The sequence below is a fragment of the Pseudoalteromonas sp. PS1M3 genome, assembly GCF_016865405.1.
In the GTDB taxonomy this organism is placed as follows: Bacteria; Pseudomonadota; Gammaproteobacteria; order Enterobacterales; family Alteromonadaceae; genus Pseudoalteromonas; species Pseudoalteromonas marina.
Genome location: NZ_AP022625.1, coordinates 1 through 17,648 on the forward strand (window position 1 = coordinate 1; position 17,648 = coordinate 17,648).

Below are 17,648 nucleotides of genomic sequence, written 5' to 3' on the forward strand. Positions count from 1 at the left end.
ATGCGGCTTAAAGGTTATCTAAAAAAGCTTCTATGCTTTGGGGGACTTTATTTATTAATAACTAGCTTGCCAAGCATTGCAATAGAACAGCAAGTTGCTCAGGCTTGGCAGGATCCAAGTATATTTAGAGTAAATAAACTCCCACCCCGCGCGTTCTATTATCCTACAGCAAATGAGCAAAACGCATTTACACTAGAGCCTTGGCAGTTAGATAGTTATAAATTACTAAATGGGCAGTGGAAGTTTAACTGGGTTGACTCGCCTAGTAGAAAACCAAATGGATTTGAAAAAGTAACCTTCAATGACGCAAGCTGGGATGAAATAGCCGTCCCTGCCAATTGGGAGCTAAATGGTTACGGTTCTCCTTTTTATCACTCTCACTACTGTTTAATACCTAATACTGAGCAAATTGAGCTGCCGCGTTACTATAATCCTGTTGGCTCATACCGAAAAATAATTAACATCGACGAAAGCTGGAATAAGAAACAAATCCTTATTCATTTTGGGGCGGTAAAGTCTGCGTTCTATATTTATGTAAATGGTCAGCAAGTTGGTTATTCAGAAGATTCTAAAACTGCCGCCGAATTTGATATTACGCCATACGTTTCTAAAGGTGAAAATACTTTAGCATTACAAGTTTACCGCTACTCAACAGGGTCTTACTTTGAATGCCAAGACATGTGGCGTATGAGTGGTATTGAGCGCGATGTATATTTATATGCAGCGCCAAAAGTGCGTATAAGTGATTTTGAAGCTAATACCACTTTGATTGACAATTACACAAACGGTGAACTAACGCTAACCACAACAGTACAAAACCACACTAAGCAAACCCAAACTAACTTTGACTTACTCGTTTCACTTTTAGACGCAAACGATAAGGTAATGAGTACTAAAACATTGTCAGTTCCTAAAATAAAAAAACAACAAAGTACGCAAGTAAAAACAGTGTTTAAAGTAAATGATGTACTGCCTTGGAGTGCTGAAATTCCTAACCTTTATAAATTAAAAATAGGCTTACGTAATAGTAATGATAAGGTTGTTGAGTGGATTGGGAAATCAATAGGTTTTAGAAGCAGTGAATTAAAAAATGGTAATATTTTAGTTAACGGCAAACCAGTTTTATTTAAAGGTGTAAATAGACACGAGCACGACCCAGAAACAGGGCACGTCGTTTCTAAAGAGTCTATGGAAAAAGATGTTGCATTAATGAAGGCCTTTAATATTAATGCAATACGAATGGCTCATTACCCGCAAGATCCGTACATTTATCACCTTGCAGACAAATATGGCTTATACGTTATGGACGAAGCTAATATTGAGTCACATGGAATGGGAGCCGCAAACCAAGGTAAGTACGACCCCTCGGCACACTTGGTAAATAAGCTTAGTTGGCAAAATGCATACATAGATCGCATTTCAAACATGTATCACCGTTCTAAAAATAATCCATCGGTTGTAATGCGCTCACTGGGTAATGAATCGGGCGATGGTATTAATTTAGAGGCGTCGTACGATTGGCTAAAGCGTCAAGCCCCAGGGTTTCCAGTTGTATCTGAACAAGCACAGTTAAGGCGCCACACCGACGTATACGGTCAAATGTATGCGCCAATCCAATCGGCTATTCGCTATGCTAAAACAATGCATGATGTATCAAGACCCATGATTTTAATTGAATACGAGCACGCAATGGGTAATTCGTTAGGTAACCTTGAAGAATATTGGCAGGCCTTTGAAAAATACTCACAGTTACAAGGTGGTTTTATTTGGGATTGGGTCGATCAAACTTTTGCCATGAAAAACAGTAAAGGTGAGCTTTTTTGGGCATATGGTGGCGACTTAGAGCCTCCATTTGCAGTAAGCGCAAAAAGTTTTGCTGCAAATGGGTTAGTTTACGCCGACAGAACGCCCTACCCTTATTTGTGGGAGGTTAAACAAGTACAGCAAAACATCGACTTTGAGTTAACGAGCAAAGCACCTTACGAAATAAATGTAATTAACAAACAGTTTTTTGCCGACCTGTCTGACTTTACTTTGTCATGGCAGCTAATGGCCAACGGTGTTGAAGTAGAGCAAGGTGCTAACCTTGGTATTAATGCCAAACCACAAACATCTCAGCGTGTTAGTTTGCCAATTAAAACAAAACTAAAAGCAGGAATTGAATATTTTTTAAATGTACAAGCCGTTCTCAAAAACGCTAAAAATACATTGCCAACGGGTCATGTGGTTGCGTCAGAGCAACTTGCATTAACAGGCTTTGCACTGACTAATAATACAAAATCAGCCTCGTTAAAAGTAAAGGATTCTGAAAATTCTTTAGCTTTTTCTACTAAAAACGCTCAATTTACGTTTAACAAAAAAACAGGCTTATTAAATGAAATTAATGTCTTTAGAAAGCCATTACTAGCCAATAGTGTAGACCAACCTGTGCAGCCTAACTTTTGGCGTGCGCCTACCGATAATGATTTACCGCAAAAGGGATATGGTGACTCGTTTGCTGTGTGGCAACACGCGGGATCAAATACAACACTGACTAGTTTTAGTAGTAAAAAAGTATCCTCAACACAATACAAAGTCGAAACAGAGCACACATTAAATAACGTTGAAAGTCGGTACTTCACAACATACACAATAAATGGCAATGGCGTAGTTGATGTAGATGTTTACTTTTATGCTGCACCTCATAATTCGTACTCAGCCTTACCCAGATTAGGTATGCAGTTTGTTGTGAACGAGAACTTTAAAAACGTACAGTGGTATGGCCGAGGGCCTCACGAAAACTACGACGATCGTAAGTCATCGGCTTTTGTTGGCTTATATCAATCTGACGTTGACTCTTTACGTGTACCGTATGTTCGCCCGCAAGAAAACGGTCACAAAACGGATGTACGGTACGTTACGTTTTATGATGATAAAGGAATTGGTGTTAAGTTCTCTGGCGATCCCTTAATTGGCTTTAATGCATCTTTCTACGATATGCACGACTACGATAAGAGTACTGAACAAGTTAATAGGCGCAATATGCACCCATCAGATTTAACCAAAGCCCCGTACATTTTTGTAAATATAGATTACAAGCAGCGTGGTGTGGGTGGAACGGATTCGTGGGGTAGTAAACCCTTGTACGAATATGAGCTCCCATGGTTAGACTACAAATACAGCTATAAAATTGAAGCTGTTAAGTTAAACGCTAAAAAATAGCTATACATAAAGCTTTAAATGACTACCCTAAGCCCGCTTTTTCCCCTTAAATAGTGGGCTTTTTTTATGTAAAACATGCTAATTTAAACGTTTGAAATAGAAGGAACGTTAAATGAACATAGGTATTTATATATATGATGATGCTGAAGTGCTCGACTTTTCAGGCCCATTTGAAGTATTTAGTACTGCTAAACGTTTAGCTAAAAACGAGTGGAATATATTTTTAGTCGCGCAACATAATCAGCCTGTCAATGCGCGAGGGGTTTTAGTGTAAACCCCCATTACAGTTTTGCCGATCATCCGGTTATTGATTTGCTTATTGTGGTTGGTGGTGTTCATACTGGTGAGCTAAGTAAGTCGCAAGTAATTAGCTGGGTAAAAAAAGCGGCTGATTCTGCAAATCACGTTGCTTCGGTGTGTACAGGGGCTTTTTTATTAGCCAAAGCGGGTTAGCTCGATGGCTTAACGGTGACTACGCATCGGGAAGATCAAGCCGATCTTGCTGCTATGTTCCCAAGCCTAAACGTAGTTGCAAATAAGCGTTGGGTGTCACAAGGTAAATTTACTACCTCTGGTGGTATTTCTGCGGGAGTTGATATGAGTTTGGCATTAGTTGCGCAGTTAATAAGCCCATCACACGCTGAGCATACAGCAAAGCAAATGGAATACCGATGGCATAAAAATGGTTAACTCCCTGGTAACTGTTGCTGAATAAAATTATGTATGTAATCACGTAAACAAACCGCTTTTTTACTAAGTAAACGACCGCTTGGCCAAATAGCAAAGATTTCGCGATTATGGCTTTGCCAGTTTGGTAATGCCCTTACAAACTCTCCTGTTGCCAACTCGTTTATAATTTCAAATCTAGGTAATAAGCCTACTCCTTGATGATCAGCCACTTGGTATTTAACAAAGCCAGTATCGTTATAAATACTGCTAAATCGACACATGTGTGTATAGCTTGCGCGTGAAGTAATGTGAGTGAGTGGCCATTTATTTCTTAGTGTCGTGCCAATTAAGCGGTGTTGTTTAAGGTCGCTTGGTTCTGTGAGCACTGGTGCATTGGTTAAATAAATTGGGGTAGCCACCAAAATCGAATCTGCTTGTCCGAGTTTTTTTTGTTGCAAAAGTGAATCCGCTTGTGGGCCGATTCTTAATGCTAAGTCGGCTTGGCTTTTAATTATGTCTTCAAGTTGATTGCTTAAAACAAGTTCCAATTGGATATCAGGATACTCTTTAGTAAACGACAACCACATTGACTTTAAAAAGCCATGGCAAATATTAAGCGGCGCAAGCACTTTAAGTTTGCCGCTTAATTGCTCTTTTTGTTGATTGAGGTGATGACTGGTTTGTTCAAACTGCTCAACTAAACTTGCGTAGCTTTGGTAATAAACCTCTCCCTGTTGGGTTAGTGTAAATTGGCGCGCAGAGCGGTGCAGCAGCTTTTGGCCCAGTCGAGACTCTAGGCGTTGTAATCGCCTTGTAACGGTTGCCGCAGGGAGCGATAAATACTCGCCTGCTTGAGACAGGCCCCCTTGTTGAACTATGTGCACAAACAACACTATATCGTCTAACATGATTCCACTTTTGCAATTTAAGTTTGATTAAATCTTTGTATTTAACGTTTTTGCAAGTGTATATCATAGTGCTTAAGTTTTCAGCAAAGGGTGACATTATGTTTTCAACAATTGATTGGTTGGCGGTCATAATTATTGGTATAGGTGCTACGGCATTACTTGATGTATGGGCGCTACTACTTAGTAAGTTTGGTATTAACTCTTTAAATTTTTGTATAGTGGGTCGCTGGCTATGTTTAATGCGCTACGGCAAGTGGAAACACCTTGCTATTAGTAAAACCGCTGCACAACCTAATGAATGCGCAATTGGTTGGTTTAGTCATTACTTCATAGGGGTTATTTTTGCATTGGTATTTATACTATTGTTGCCAAATCATTGGTTAACAGCGCCAAGCTTAATGCCTGCTCTATTTTTTGGCGTGCTAACGGTTGTTATACCTTTTTTTTTGATGCAACCAGCTCTCGGGCTAGGTATTGCTGCGGCTAAAACATCAAAGCCAATCACAGCTAGAATTAAAAGCATTTTATCGCACGCAGTGTTTGGTGTGGGTTTATACCTAAGCGCATTAGCGCTGTCACTCTTTTGAGAGGTTATTATGCAAGCAGAATATTGGTTAAAGCGCTGGCAAAATAATGATGTTGGCTTTCATAGCGATAATGTAAACCCGAGTTTAGATCGTTATTTTACTAATTTAAATTTACCGCTAGATAGTCGTGTGTTTGTACCTTTGTGTGGCAAAACAGTTGATATACACTACTTGCTCAATAAGGGCATGCAAGTTGTGGGTGTAGAACTTAGTGAGCTTGCTGTTCAACAACTGTTTGATGAATTAGCACTTACGCCAAAAATAACGACACATGGTCTACTTACTGCGTATCAGGCTCTGGGGATCTGTATTTGGGTCGGTGATGTGTTTGCTTTAACGGTTGAGCATTTAGGTCATGTTGGTGCAATATATGATCGCGGTGCCTTAGTCGCGCTACCCTACACTATTCGCAGTCAATATGCCCAACACTTGATTAGCCTAAGTGATGCTGCACCGCAATTATTGATCACCTGTATTTACGACCAATCTCAACGTAGTGGCACGCCATACAGTGTGCCTGCGGCAGAGGTACAGAGTATTTATGCAAAGCAGTACAGCTTAAAAATGCTCAGCTGCGAAAAATTAAACCAAGGTATTAAAGGTGTTACCCCTGCCAGTATTGTGGTTTGGTTGATGACTGCTAGAGCTTCTTAGAATTTGCACTTTAGCTGTGCATTTTTGTGGCTAGTTAATTGTGATTTGAGCATGCATTATAATAACCACATCGAACAATTAAGGGTTAAGTATGCCGCAACCAGCAAATGTTTTCTTTTTATCTCATGGCGGCGGTCCATTACCGCTGCTAGGAGAGCCAAGCCATAAAGATATGGTGGAATGTTTACAAACCGTTGCTGCTAAAATCAAAAAGCCTAGCGCTATTTTAATGATCAGCGCACATTGGGAAGCAACCCCTATTGCAATCACAGCCTCAGCAACACCTAAATTAATTTACGATTACTACGGTTTTCCTGAGCAGGCGTATCAATTAACTTACCCTTGTGCTGGCCAGCCGCAACTTGCTAATTTAGTACAGCAAGCGCTCGCAACACGTAATATTGACTCAAAACTCGATTCTCAGCGTGGTTTTGATCACGGGATGTTTGTGCCGTTAAAAATTATGTACCCAGAGGCCGATATTCCCTGTGTGCAAATATCCTTGCATCCAAGTCTTGATCCGCTGTTGCATGTTGAAATTGGTAAAGCGTTGCAACATATTGATTACGATAACTTATTAATTATAGGCTCAGGCTTTACCTTCCATAATATGCGCGCTTTTGGTGTTACCCAATCAAGCGATGTTAATCAGCAAAATCAGGCATTTGAAAATTGGCTGGTAAGCACAATCGCAGATCAAACATTAACCGAGCAGCAGCGTGAACAGCAATTATTAGCATGGCAGCAAGCTCCAGCTGCACGCTTTAATCACCCCAGAGAAGAGCACTTGTTACCACTACATGTATGCTATGGCGCTGCTATGTGTTCAAGCACTGAGGTATTTGAATTAAATATTGCCAATAAGCGAGCCAGTATGTATCTGTGGCAATAATAAAAAACACGCCAGACTTTACTAGGCGTGTTTTTTGGTTCTTCTGCATTTATTGCAGCGGTTAAGCGGCAATTACCATTTCATTTCGCCTTTATGAACTTTAGCACCAATGCTAAGAGCCATAGGTAATACAGCCTCAGGGTATGAGTTGGTCATTTTATCTATCAGCAGCTTACTGCTACCACTACTTTGCTTAGCGTGTGCAAAATCCTTTAAATACTGGATTGAAAAATCGATATTTGCAGCATCTAATTGGGTGCCTGCTTTCATATGGCCAGGGATCACCACTTCAGGGTTGAGTGCTTTCATTTCATTAAGTTGCTTTGCCCATGCATTTTGCTCTGCTTGAGTTTGTGCATCGGCCATCCATAAATGAACATTAGCGTATACAGCCACATTTCCTAAAATAGCTTTATTATCAGGTATCCATAAATAAGGACGATGATTATGCTCACCCTCTGTACCACGAATTTCAATGGTATGGCCTTCTATTTTTAAGCTATTACCATTAAATATCTTAGGTACGACGGGGTTTTTAGGTGCGTTTTCACCCATTTTTGGCGTCCAAAAAGCAAGTTTGCCTTTAAGCTTTGCTGCTATTTTTTGGTGCACTGCCGGTGTGGTTATAATCTCTACGTCAGGAAAAAACTGCTGTAACACTTCAGCGCCAAAGTAGTAATCAGGATCGGCTTGGCTAATAAAAATAGTTTTTAGTTGTTTACCAGAGTCAATTACTTTGGCGGCAATGCGCAGTGCATCTGCTTTGGTAAATCCGGTATCAATTAAAATTGCATCGGTACGGCCATAAACCAGCGTGGCATTAACATGAAAGCTATTGCTGTCAGCGTTATACACATCAAGAGTTAGTGGGGTTTCGTCTGCAATAGCGATATTGCTGGCTAATAGTGTGCTTAGTAAAAGAGTGCGTAGGTTCATAGTATTCTCATCATTGGTTGCTAATGCGAGCATAATAAAGGTTTGATATGTTCAGAAAAACAACCAATAATTAGCATCATTGTTTCATAAATCGTGCAAATACTATGGATAAACTCACCGCAGCGCAGGTTTTTGTGGATGTTGCCTACTCAGGCAGTTTTACTGCCACTGCCGATCGGCTTGAAATGTCACGCCCTATGGTTACTCGTCATATTGAGTCGGCAGAGGCCTGGTTAAATACGCGCTTATTGCATCGCACTACCCGTAAAGTAACGCTTACCACCGCCGGCGAGGCCTGTTTACCCGAAATAGAGCAATGGTTAGCACAGGCTAACCGTTTAGTTGAACAAACTAAAAGCCAGCAACAGTTGTCAGGTAAAATACGAGTAGCGACCAGTATGTCGTTAGGTTTTGCACAATTAGCCCCTATATTTACACGTTTTATGAAACGTCACCCTAACGTGCAAATAGACATAGATCTTGAAGACTCAACCACAGATCTAATAGAGCAACGTGTTGATTTGGCAATACGTATTGCAGCCAATCCTGATCCTTCGTTAATAGGTAAACCTATTGCCGAGTGTGAATCTATATTAGTGGCCTCAGCCGACTACCTTGCTGATTATCCGCCAATAACGACACCACAACAGTTAAGCGATCATCAGTGTTTAGGCTATAAAAACTTCGACCGATATATTTGGCATTTACACAACGGGGATGAGTTTCAATCTGTTGATGTTAAATGCAATTTAAGTGCAAACGAGGCCACCACATTACTTCATGCAGCCATAGCCGGTGGTGGTATTTCAGTACAGCCTACGTATTTGGCAAATCAATATATACTTGATGGTCGCTTGCAGCGTGTATTAGCGCCATGGACATTAAACCAAATGAAAATATATGTGCTTTACCCTTCTCGTCAGCATTTATCGGCAACAGTAAGAGCACTAATCGACACGCTCAGTGATGAATTTAAAAATCCAGCATGGTAATTAATTATAAAAGTTTGGGTTTAAACCATAGCTTTGTGCGTTAAGCATGCTGATATTGTGTAGGTTATTTTGTTACAGTAAATGTAATAAGCGCCTTAATCTATAAATGTCAGCAGACCCAAGGAACAATAACAATGAATCTGATCAAAACATCGGGCTTGGCACTGGCCATTGTTGCGGGCTTAGGCTTGCAAGCATGTTCAAGTACCAGCATAACAACCAACAATAATGCAGCGATGAGTACCGTGAATAATCCATTAAGCCTAGCGCAAATTTATAAAGATAAAGAATTTAAAACCCAGCGTAGCACTTACTTTAAATGGCTAGACGATGGCACTGGCTACACCGTACTTGAAGAGCGCGAAAGCGAAAAAGAAAAAGCAGATGATAACAACGCCGATGACGAAAAAGAGCACGGCGTTAAAGGTAACGACATTGTATTTTACAATGCTGACGGTACAGGCCGTAAAGTACTGGTTGAGTTTGAAAAGCTGTTGCCAGAGGGCGCAGACGAGCCATTTGCAATCGAAAGCTATCAGTGGTCAAAAGGCGGTAAATGGTTGATGGTATTTACCAACAGCGAGCAAGTTTGGCGTTCGCGCAGCAGAGGCGACTTTTGGTTACTTAACCTTGAGACAAACCAATTACAGCAATTAGGTGGTAAAGACGTTGAGCCAACTAAGTTAATGTTTGCTAAGTTCTCGCCAGATAGCTCAAAAGTGGCTTATGTACGCGATAACAATATTTATATGCAAGCGGTTGGCAATCACGATGTAACCGCGCTCACAACCGATGGCAGTGCCACCATTGTTAACGGTAATTTTGATTGGGTATACGAAGAAGAATTTACTATTGCCGATGGTTTTCGTTGGAGCCCCGACAACAAATCAATCGCCTATTGGCAGCTTGATACCAGTGACGTTAAATTTTTCACTATGATCAACAACACTGACGAACTGTACCCTACCCTTAAAGAATTCCCTTATCCTAAAGCGGGTGAAACCAACTCTGCCGTACGTGTTGGTGTGGTAAGCCTTAGCGACAAACAAACCCGTTGGGCTGAGCTTGAAGGCGATAACCGCGACCGTTATATTCCGCGTATTAGCTGGGCAGGCACTGGTAATGAATTAATGATTCAAGACTTAAACCGCCCACAAAGCCATAACAAAGTGTGGTTGTTTGATTGGCAAAAGCAGCAACTAACTAAAATTTTAGAAGACAAAGACGATGCGTTTATAGAATGGTTTTATAAAGCAAACTGGTCAAAAGACGGCGAGTTTTTTATTTGGCATAGCGAACGCGACGGCTGGCGTCATCTTTACCGTGTATCGCGCGATGGCAAAACTATTATCGACCTAACCCCAGGCGATTACGACATTATTGATATGCTTACCATCAATGAAGATAAAAACGTGATGTATTTTATTGCCTCGCCAAACGATCCTGGTCAGCGTTATTTATACAGCACACCGCTTGATGGCAGCAGCAAACCGGTACGAGTAACACCTGCTGAGTTTGAGGGATCAAACAGCTACTACATGTCAAAAGATGCCTCATGGGCAATGCATACTTACTCAAAATTTGGTACGCCACCGACTAAAGAGATCATTAAAGTGAGCGATCATAGTAATGTAAAAACCTTAGTTGAAAATACAAAGCTCAAACAAAAGCTTGCTGAGCAAAGCTTACCAAAACATGAGTTCTTTAAAGTAAACGCGCAAGATGGTACCGAGCTTGACGGCTATATTATGTTCCCAGAAAACATGGATAAAAGTAAAAAATACCCAATTGTTTTTTACGTATACGGCGAACCATGGGGCTCAACCGTGCAAGACCGCTGGGAAGGTAACAGTTACTTGTATAAATCACTGTTAACGCAAAAAGGCTTTATTGTGGCATCGGTTGATAACCGTGGCACACGTGCACCAAAAGGCCGCGATTGGCGCAAATCGATTTATAAAAAAATAGGCTCAATTACCGTGCAAGATCAAGTAGACGCCCTAGATGCTATGGCTAAACGCTGGGGTGTAATAGACACCGACCGTGTTGGCGTATGGGGACATTCTGGGGGCGGTAGTTCAACCCTTAACTTGTTATTCCGCCACGGTGATAAATTTAAAGTGGGCATTGCCTCAGCACCCGTGCCAGACATTCGTTTGTACGACACCATTTACCAAGAGCGTTATGCGGGCAACCCAAACACCGATCCTGAGAGTTACGATAACACCTCGCCGATTACCTTTGCTAAAAACCTAACTGGTAAGCTACTGCTTATTCATGGCACAGGCGATGATAACGTGCATTACCAAGGTTCAGAGCGATTAATTGACGAGCTCGTTAAACACAACAAACAGTTTGAGTTTTTCTCATACCCTAACCGCTCACACAGCTTACGTGAAGGCAAAGGCACTACCTTGCATTACCATACTATGATGGCTGACTTTTTTGAAAAGCACTTACTAACCAAGTAACTGCTTTAAAAAGTAAAATACTAAAGCCGCACACTCATTATTAGTGTGCGGCTTTTTTAATTAAAGTGTAACGAGGGTTTACAAAGCGTTCGTTGGGTTGATTGCAACAAAACCTAACAAGGAAATACTGCTCAATAGGTAATAATTGAATCGTTTAATACTAAACATAGCTTAGAATTAGAGAGGCATTAAAAAAGTAGCATCCTTGCTACTACAAGTGCGATATTAAGAGCTTGGTTGCGAAGGTTGATACTTATTAACGAGAATGTGCTGCAAACTTTTAAGTGCCCGCTTTATCGCTTGCAGCATACTTCGTCCTTTTGTATTTACATTAATACTGGGTAGCCCAGGTAAAAGAATATTAATTTTGCACTGCTGTAAAGTGCCGTGGCGATCACTCGAAAGATCATTTATTTGAATCTCAACTTTGCGAATATTTAAAGCATGTTTTGCCAATTGTGTTTTGATCAACTTTAAAAGCGACATCTTTTCACTTGCGTTAATTATCTTGTTTTTAACTGTAAGTTTTAGCTTCATGCAATTCCACCTTTTAATAGTACCTATGTTGCAGGCATGACTGTAATCTACTAACTTAGAGGCAAAGGAAAAAGCTGATTATTTCTTACTTTAAAACAGGTATTTTCGAATGATTACCAACATCAACTACAATCACTTATATTATTTTTGGCAAGTAAGTAAGCACGGCAGTATTGCAGCGGCCAGTAAAATACTTAATTTAACGCCGCAAACGGTCAGCTCACAAATTACTAACTTAGAGCAACGACTAGGAAAACCATTGTTTGTTCGCCAAGGGCGAGGCCTACAGTTAACGGAATTTGGCCATGTAACCCAGCAGTATACCAATGATATGTTTGCTATTGCCCATGAATGGCTAGAAACCACGCAAGGTGATACCACGCACTATTCACGAACGTTAAAGGTCGGTATTTCAGATGTGTTGCCCAAATCACTGGTGTCAAAGTGGCTAGCGCCTTTAATTAATAACGAGCGTATTACAAACTTACACTGTATTGATGGCCAACAAGATGAGTTGCTTGCACAAATGGCGATTCATAAGCTTGATTTAGTGTTAGCCGATAAACCGCTCGATACCACTTTATCGTTTAAGGCGTTTTGCCATGAAATAGGCAAAAGCCAAATCGCTCTTTTTGGAAACAAAACATGGCATTCGCAGTTACATAAACAGTTTCCGCAATCTTTAAATAACAAACCTTTAGTGCTGCCTGCAAAAGAAAGCCCCGTTGCGCGTGCTATGTATTATTGGCTGCAAGAACACAAGATTGAAATGACAATAGCTGGCCATGTTGACGACAGCGCATTAATGAAGTCGTTAGGTGAACAAGGGTTTGGCATATTCCCTGCGCCTATTTTGGTAAGAGCCGAAGTAGAGCGTCACTACGACGTTAATTATATTGGTACAATTGATAATGTTTATCAGCATTATTATGCTTTTACGCCCGACAGGCTTATTAAAGACAGTATTTACGATGAATTTATAAAGCATGCTCAAACAACGTAAGCTTAGCGCTACTCGTCACGTGGTTATCAATGTATTTAATTAAGGCCTTATTTTTAAATACTAAATTGTATTTAAAAAATAAACATTTCCTCATTTAGCTTTATATTAAATTTTTAACGTGGGGTGTGACTTTTAAGTTATTAAATTGATTAGACTTTATTAAATAGCAGACCTACTAGTACAAACGATAAGCACGTTCTAAAAGCATTGAATATTATTCAGGTTTTATATGAATAAACTGCATAGCTTACTTTATCAAATAGAAATCTAGACGTCTAAGTTGAGTTTTACCCCTCATCTGCAACTAATCAATATTACTAACTTAATGAATTCACTCAAGCGTGAATCTGTCTCATGTTTTACCTGAAATAAACCCGTTTTTCTTCATGCTGCATACCGCGTATAAATTCATTAACTCTGCAAAGCATCACTACTGCTTAACCGTTATGTCGGTTTAACAACCAGTTAATAAAAGCAGTAACCACTCAAATTGAAAGGATACGGCTATGAGCACTGATCTTACATTTACTATTAAAAGCACTAACTTGGATGAAAACTACCACCCTTCAAACAACACACGTGTTACAACCAACTTTGCTAATTTAGCAAGGGGCGAAAGCCGCCAACAAAACCTGCGTAATACCCTAAAAATGATCAACAATCGTTTTAATACACTGGCCAGTTGGGATAACCCACAAAGGGATCGTTACGAGGTTGAGCTCAAAATCATTTCGGTTGATTTAGACATTGCAGGCAGTGGCCAGGCATTTCCGTCAATTGAGGTATTAAAAACCAATATTATTGACCGCCAAACCAACGAGCGAATTGAAGGCATGGTTGGAAATAACTTTTCATCGTATGTGCGCGACTACGACTTTAGCGTGTTATTGCTTGAGCATAACAAAAGTAAACCGCAATTTAGTATTCCCGATAACTTTGGTGACTTACACGGCAAGTTGTTTAAATGCTTTGTAAACTCAACTACCTATAAGCAGCACTTTAAAAAGCCACCGGTTATTTGTTTAAGCGTGTCTGATAACAAAACCTATCAGCAGACCGAAAATTTACACCCTATTTTAGGTGTAGAGTATCAGCCTAATGAGTCGTCGTTAACAGAGCAATACTTTAAAAAAATGGGCTTACAAGTGCGCTACTTTATGCCACCAAGCAGCGTTGCACCGTTAGCGTTTTACTTTTTTGGTGACTTACTTAACGACTACAGCAACCTTGAACTAATTAGCACTATTAGCACTATGGAAACGTTTCAAAAAATTTATCGTCCAGAAATTTATAACGCCAATGCCGCCGCTGGTAGCCGTTATAAACCGAATTTAAAAAATGACGACCATTCATTAACGCAAATTGTGTATGACCGCGCAGAGCGAGGTCAATTAGCGGTTGAGCAAGGCAAATTTACCGAGCAGCACTTTATTAAGCCTTATCAGTCAGTGCTGCAGCAGTTCTCAGCAAGTATCGCTTAATCACACAACAAAATTAAAGGCAGCATTTATTATGAAAAAACTATTACCCACATCATCAGCAGGCAGCTTGCCAAAACCGTCATGGCTTGCTGAGCCCGAAACCTTATGGTCACCGTGGAAATTACAAGGCAATGAGCTGGTTGATGGCAAACACGACGCCCTGCGAATTGCTCTGCACGAACAGCAAACCGCAGGCGTAGATATAGTCAGCGATGGCGAACAAACTCGTCAGCACTTTGTAACCACCTTTATTGAGCACTTAAATGGCGTTGATTTTGAAAACCGTAAAACGGTTAAAATTCGCGACCGTTACGATGCCAGCGTACCCACAGTGGTTGGCCCTGTGTCTCGCACTAAATCGGTATTTGTTGAAGACGCCAAGTTTTTACGCCAGCAAACAAGCCAACCAATTAAATGGGCATTGCCAGGGCCAATGACCATGATCGACACCCTGTATGACGATCACTATAAAAGCCGTGAAAAACTAGCGTGGGAATTTGCTAAAATACTCAACCAAGAAGCCAAAGAGCTAGAAGCCGCAGGGGTTGATATAATCCAATTTGATGAACCCGCTTTTAACGTGTTTTTTGATGAAGTAAACGACTGGGGCATAGCTTGCCTAGAGCGAGCTATAAAAGGGTTAAAATGCGAAACCGCCGTGCATATTTGTTATGGCTACGGGATTAAGGCCAACACCGATTGGAAGAAAACCCTCGGCACCGAGTGGCGACAATACGAAGAAGTATTCCCTAAGCTGCAAAAATCGAATATAGATATTATTTCGCTAGAATGCCAAAACTCACATGTACCCATAGAGCTACTCGAGTTGGTGCGTGGTAAAAAAATAATGGTGGGCGCAATCGATGTAGCCACCAATACTATAGAAACCCCTGAAGAGGTGGCAAAAACCCTACGCGAAGCACTTAAATATGTAGATGCCGATAAACTCTACCCCTGCACCAACTGCGGCATGGCCCCTCTGCCGCGTGATATCGCAAACGGCAAACTCAACGCCCTAAGCAAAGGCGCAGAGCTAGTACGTAACGAGCTATTAGCAGCGAGTGTAGCTTAATTTTATTTGCGCCTATATTAAAAAGCCACCCATTAACAAATATTTAGGTGTGGCTTTTTTAATCAAAATGTAACGGGGGTTTACAGTTGAAATGCAAGGTTCAAGGCAAAAGGTCAAAGGTTTTAAGTTTGTTGAATATTGATCGGGTTGAGTGCAACAAAATCTAGCGTAATTAAATAAACTTAACCGAGCCGCTAGGTATTAATTATTGAGTGGAAAGTACCCCATTTACAGAGAACGGCAACGTCCAAATTTGCGGACGGCTGAAGCGAAGCGTAAGACGTTCCGCAAGACTTGCTTGTGTACGCCCGACATGGGCATTGACTTATGAGGTGAAAGTCCTCTGTAGGAAGATCACCGTTTAAATAACACACTGTTATTAAACGATAACTACTAGCGAATGGCAAGGGCTAAATCGCGAGATATAGTCTAGAGGAAGCCGCTAGCAAATCTGTGAGCTGATGAACAAAAACATCATATGAGGCGTAGGCTGGAGACGAGCTAGCACAAGATAGCGAAGTCATGTGATCTAACGGCCACCGTAGATGATGCAGTTGTGCAGAGAAAGTCGATGCACCTTATTCGGGGAGATCTGATAAACACGCATCCGCGCTAACGCTTGGAGATTACCAGTTAGGGACTGGTTGTTCAACCCTTGGCGCTTTGGTTGCTGCGACCTACAGCGAGCGAAATAGCAGTAAACAAGCGTTAGTTTCGACGCGCTTTATCGAGTAATCGCTAGAGTGATTTATCAGAAGTCAGCAGACGGCATAGTAGCCAAACGCCCATCGTAATGGAGGGGACACGGTGAAGGCCTGAACATCTTAACCAGAGGAGATACTACAAATGAACTTGAATTCACATAGATCACCGTGTTGTGATAGTGATGAACGGCGTTCGACTGTGAATAATACCTCGAATGAATACAACAAAACAGATCGTGACCTGATGGCAAGGGTACTGAGCAACCACAATATTGGTGCAGCATGGCAACATGTTAAGCGCAATAAAGGGGCTGCGGGTATTGATAATATGAGTATTGAGGAATTTAATGACTTCGCTAAGTTACATTGGCTGGGTATTAAACAACAATTACTTAGCGGCACTTATCAACCCTTGCCAGTCAAACGCGTGATGATACCCAAACCCGATGGCGGTGAGCGAATGCTTGGGATCCCTTCTGTTATCGACAGAGTGATCCAACAAGCTATTGCTCAAGTGATTAGCCCTTACTTTGAGCCTCTATTTTCACCACATAGTTATGGTTATCGCCCTCATAAAAGAGCCAGCCAAGCAGTAAATCATGTTCAATCTTGTGTTAAACAAGGTTATAAAACAGCAGTTGATATTGACTTGTCTAAGTTCTTTGATGAAGTAAACCATGACATGCTGATGAATCGTGTTGGTCGTAAAGTCAAAGACAAAGCACTCATGCGCCTACTTGGTAAATACCTCCGAGCGGGGATCGCAGAGCGCGAAACGGGTCTGTGGTTTGAGTCAACCAAAGGAGTCCCTCAAGGTGGGCCATTATCCCCTTTACTTTCCAATATTTTACTCGATGAATTAGATAAGAAGCTAACCTACAAACACCTTAAGTTTGCACGTTACGCTGATGACATAATCATTTTAGTAAAAACGAAAAGCGAAGGACTCATAATCCAACGGGAAATTACTGCGTTTATCACTCAGCGATTAAAACTCAAAGTGAATGAATCGAAAAGTCGAGTCGGTCCCGTATCAGGCTCGAAATTTCTCGGGTTTACCTTCCGTTACGCTCAAGTGCAGATCCACGAACAAGCGCTAAAGAAATTTAAAGCAAATGTAAGAGAACTCACTAACCGCAACTGGGGGATCTCAATGACCCTACAAATTCATAAACTGACGCAATACTTACGCGGATGGGGATACTATTACCTAATAGCCAATGCTTATCAATTAACGGTGGATTTAGATCACTGGATCCGTCGCAGGATAAGAATGTGCTACTGGCGACAATGGCGTAAACCACGCACTAAAGTACGCAGTTTAATGAGATTGGGTGTTAGCGAGCGACTCGCCATAGCCTGTGGTATCACCAGTAAAGGCCCTTGTAGAAGCTCAAAAACAAAAGGAATTAACATTGCGCTAGGTAATGACTATTTAGCATCACAAGGTTTAGTGTCATTGAAAGATATTTGGATCAATATTCATTACGGGAGATGAACCGCCCATTGCGGACCCGCATGATGGGTGGTGTGGGGGCTGG

13 protein-coding genes and 1 pseudogene are annotated in these 17,648 nt (G+C 41.1%); 11 read left to right on the forward strand and 3 right to left on the reverse strand.

From position 1 onward, the window contains the following. Together PS1M3_RS16810 and PS1M3_RS16815 are read left to right on the forward strand one after the other, a co-directional pair. Positions 1-3,201, forward strand: a complete 3,201-nt coding sequence (locus tag PS1M3_RS16810) for a glycoside hydrolase family 2 TIM barrel-domain containing protein (RefSeq protein WP_203987646.1) — start codon at positions 1-3, stop codon at positions 3,199-3,201. A gap of 112 nt (positions 3,202-3,313) precedes the next feature. Continuing rightward, positions 3,314-3,891: pseudogene (locus PS1M3_RS16815) on the forward strand (DJ-1/PfpI family protein). Here the strand turns inward: PS1M3_RS16815 and PS1M3_RS16820 are convergent. Then, complete coding sequence (locus tag PS1M3_RS16820; RefSeq protein ID WP_178957080.1) at positions 3,888-4,778, reverse strand: LysR family transcriptional regulator; 891 nt, start codon at positions 4,776-4,778, stop codon at positions 3,888-3,890. The pseudogene PS1M3_RS16815 and the gene PS1M3_RS16820 sit on opposite strands and share 4 nt — an antisense overlap. Before the next feature lie 98 nt (positions 4,779-4,876). On the opposite strand from PS1M3_RS16820, the gene PS1M3_RS16825 reads away from it, so the two are divergent. The 3 genes from PS1M3_RS16825 to PS1M3_RS16835 all read left to right on the forward strand — a co-directional run bounded on the left by PS1M3_RS16825 (position 4,877) and on the right by PS1M3_RS16835 (position 6,911). Beyond that, positions 4,877-5,365: a DUF2938 domain-containing protein gene (locus tag PS1M3_RS16825; protein WP_138740720.1), complete on the forward strand. Its 489-nt coding sequence runs from the start codon at positions 4,877-4,879 to the stop codon at positions 5,363-5,365. Between the two features lie 9 nt (positions 5,366-5,374). Beyond that, positions 5,375-6,019, forward strand: a complete 645-nt coding sequence (gene tmpT / locus PS1M3_RS16830; RefSeq protein WP_203987649.1) for a thiopurine S-methyltransferase — start codon at positions 5,375-5,377, stop codon at positions 6,017-6,019. A gap of 91 nt (positions 6,020-6,110) precedes the next feature. Next, positions 6,111-6,911 (forward strand): class III extradiol ring-cleavage dioxygenase, encoded by an 801-nt coding sequence (locus PS1M3_RS16835; protein ID WP_203987650.1) that lies wholly within the window; start codon positions 6,111-6,113, stop codon positions 6,909-6,911. 72 nt (positions 6,912-6,983) lie between these two features. On the opposite strand, the gene PS1M3_RS16840 is transcribed toward PS1M3_RS16835, so the two are convergent. Beyond that, positions 6,984-7,847, reverse strand: a complete 864-nt coding sequence (locus PS1M3_RS16840) for an MBL fold metallo-hydrolase (protein WP_239104508.1) — start codon at positions 7,845-7,847, stop codon at positions 6,984-6,986. A 104-nt stretch (positions 7,848-7,951) separates the two neighbouring features. On the opposite strand from PS1M3_RS16840, the gene PS1M3_RS16845 reads away from it, so the two are divergent. Further along, complete coding sequence (locus PS1M3_RS16845; RefSeq protein WP_203987652.1) at positions 7,952-8,839, forward strand: LysR family transcriptional regulator; 888 nt, start codon at positions 7,952-7,954, stop codon at positions 8,837-8,839. Between the two features lie 134 nt (positions 8,840-8,973). Next, positions 8,974-11,310, forward strand: a complete 2,337-nt coding sequence (locus PS1M3_RS16850) for a S9 family peptidase (RefSeq protein ID WP_203987653.1) — start codon at positions 8,974-8,976, stop codon at positions 11,308-11,310. A gap of 225 nt (positions 11,311-11,535) precedes the next feature. Here PS1M3_RS16850 and PS1M3_RS16855 read toward each other — a convergent pair whose 3' ends face one another. Then, positions 11,536-11,847 (reverse strand): hypothetical protein, encoded by a 312-nt coding sequence (locus PS1M3_RS16855; protein WP_006793253.1) that lies wholly within the window; start codon positions 11,845-11,847, stop codon positions 11,536-11,538. A 109-nt stretch (positions 11,848-11,956) separates the two neighbouring features. Between PS1M3_RS16855 and nhaR the strand changes: the two genes are divergently transcribed. From nhaR to ltrA, 4 genes are all read left to right on the forward strand, one after another. Continuing rightward, positions 11,957-12,850, forward strand: a complete 894-nt coding sequence (gene nhaR / locus PS1M3_RS16860; RefSeq protein WP_203987654.1) for a transcriptional activator NhaR — start codon at positions 11,957-11,959, stop codon at positions 12,848-12,850. Between the two features lie 506 nt (positions 12,851-13,356). After that, positions 13,357-14,331, forward strand: a complete 975-nt coding sequence (locus PS1M3_RS16865; RefSeq protein WP_203987655.1) for a DUF1852 domain-containing protein — start codon at positions 13,357-13,359, stop codon at positions 14,329-14,331. Between the two features lie 31 nt (positions 14,332-14,362). Then, positions 14,363-15,403 carry a methionine synthase gene (locus PS1M3_RS16870; protein ID WP_203987656.1) on the forward strand — a complete coding sequence of 347 codons (1,041 nt, stop codon included), beginning with the start codon at positions 14,363-14,365 and terminating at the stop codon, positions 15,401-15,403. 846 nt (positions 15,404-16,249) lie between these two features. Further along, positions 16,250-17,605 carry a group II intron reverse transcriptase/maturase gene (ltrA, locus tag PS1M3_RS16875; RefSeq protein ID WP_239104505.1) on the forward strand — a complete coding sequence of 452 codons (1,356 nt, stop codon included), beginning with the start codon at positions 16,250-16,252 and terminating at the stop codon, positions 17,603-17,605. The last annotated feature ends 43 nt before the right edge of the window (positions 17,606-17,648 follow it).

Bases quoted from the DNA above. Each gene is read 5' to 3' on its own strand.
- PS1M3_RS16810 (WP_203987646.1), top strand. From the start codon at position 1: ATGCGGCTTAAAGGTTATCTAAAAAAGCTTCTATGCTTTGGGGGACTT.
- PS1M3_RS16820 (WP_178957080.1), bottom strand. From the start codon at position 4,778: ATGTTAGACGATATAGTGTTGTTTGTGCACATAGTTCAACAAGGGGGC.
- PS1M3_RS16825 (WP_138740720.1), top strand. From the start codon at position 4,877: ATGTTTTCAACAATTGATTGGTTGGCGGTCATAATTATTGGTATAGGT.
- tmpT (WP_203987649.1), top strand. From the start codon at position 5,375: ATGCAAGCAGAATATTGGTTAAAGCGCTGGCAAAATAATGATGTTGGC.
- PS1M3_RS16835 (WP_203987650.1), top strand. From the start codon at position 6,111: ATGCCGCAACCAGCAAATGTTTTCTTTTTATCTCATGGCGGCGGTCCA.
- PS1M3_RS16840 (WP_239104508.1), bottom strand. From the start codon at position 7,847: ATGAACCTACGCACTCTTTTACTAAGCACACTATTAGCCAGCAATATC.
- PS1M3_RS16845 (WP_203987652.1), top strand. From the start codon at position 7,952: ATGGATAAACTCACCGCAGCGCAGGTTTTTGTGGATGTTGCCTACTCA.
- PS1M3_RS16850 (WP_203987653.1), top strand. From the start codon at position 8,974: ATGAATCTGATCAAAACATCGGGCTTGGCACTGGCCATTGTTGCGGGC.
- PS1M3_RS16855 (WP_006793253.1), bottom strand. From the start codon at position 11,847: ATGAAGCTAAAACTTACAGTTAAAAACAAGATAATTAACGCAAGTGAA.
- nhaR (WP_203987654.1), top strand. From the start codon at position 11,957: ATGATTACCAACATCAACTACAATCACTTATATTATTTTTGGCAAGTA.
- PS1M3_RS16865 (WP_203987655.1), top strand. From the start codon at position 13,357: ATGAGCACTGATCTTACATTTACTATTAAAAGCACTAACTTGGATGAA.
- PS1M3_RS16870 (WP_203987656.1), top strand. From the start codon at position 14,363: ATGAAAAAACTATTACCCACATCATCAGCAGGCAGCTTGCCAAAACCG.
- ltrA (WP_239104505.1), top strand. From the start codon at position 16,250: ATGAACTTGAATTCACATAGATCACCGTGTTGTGATAGTGATGAACGG.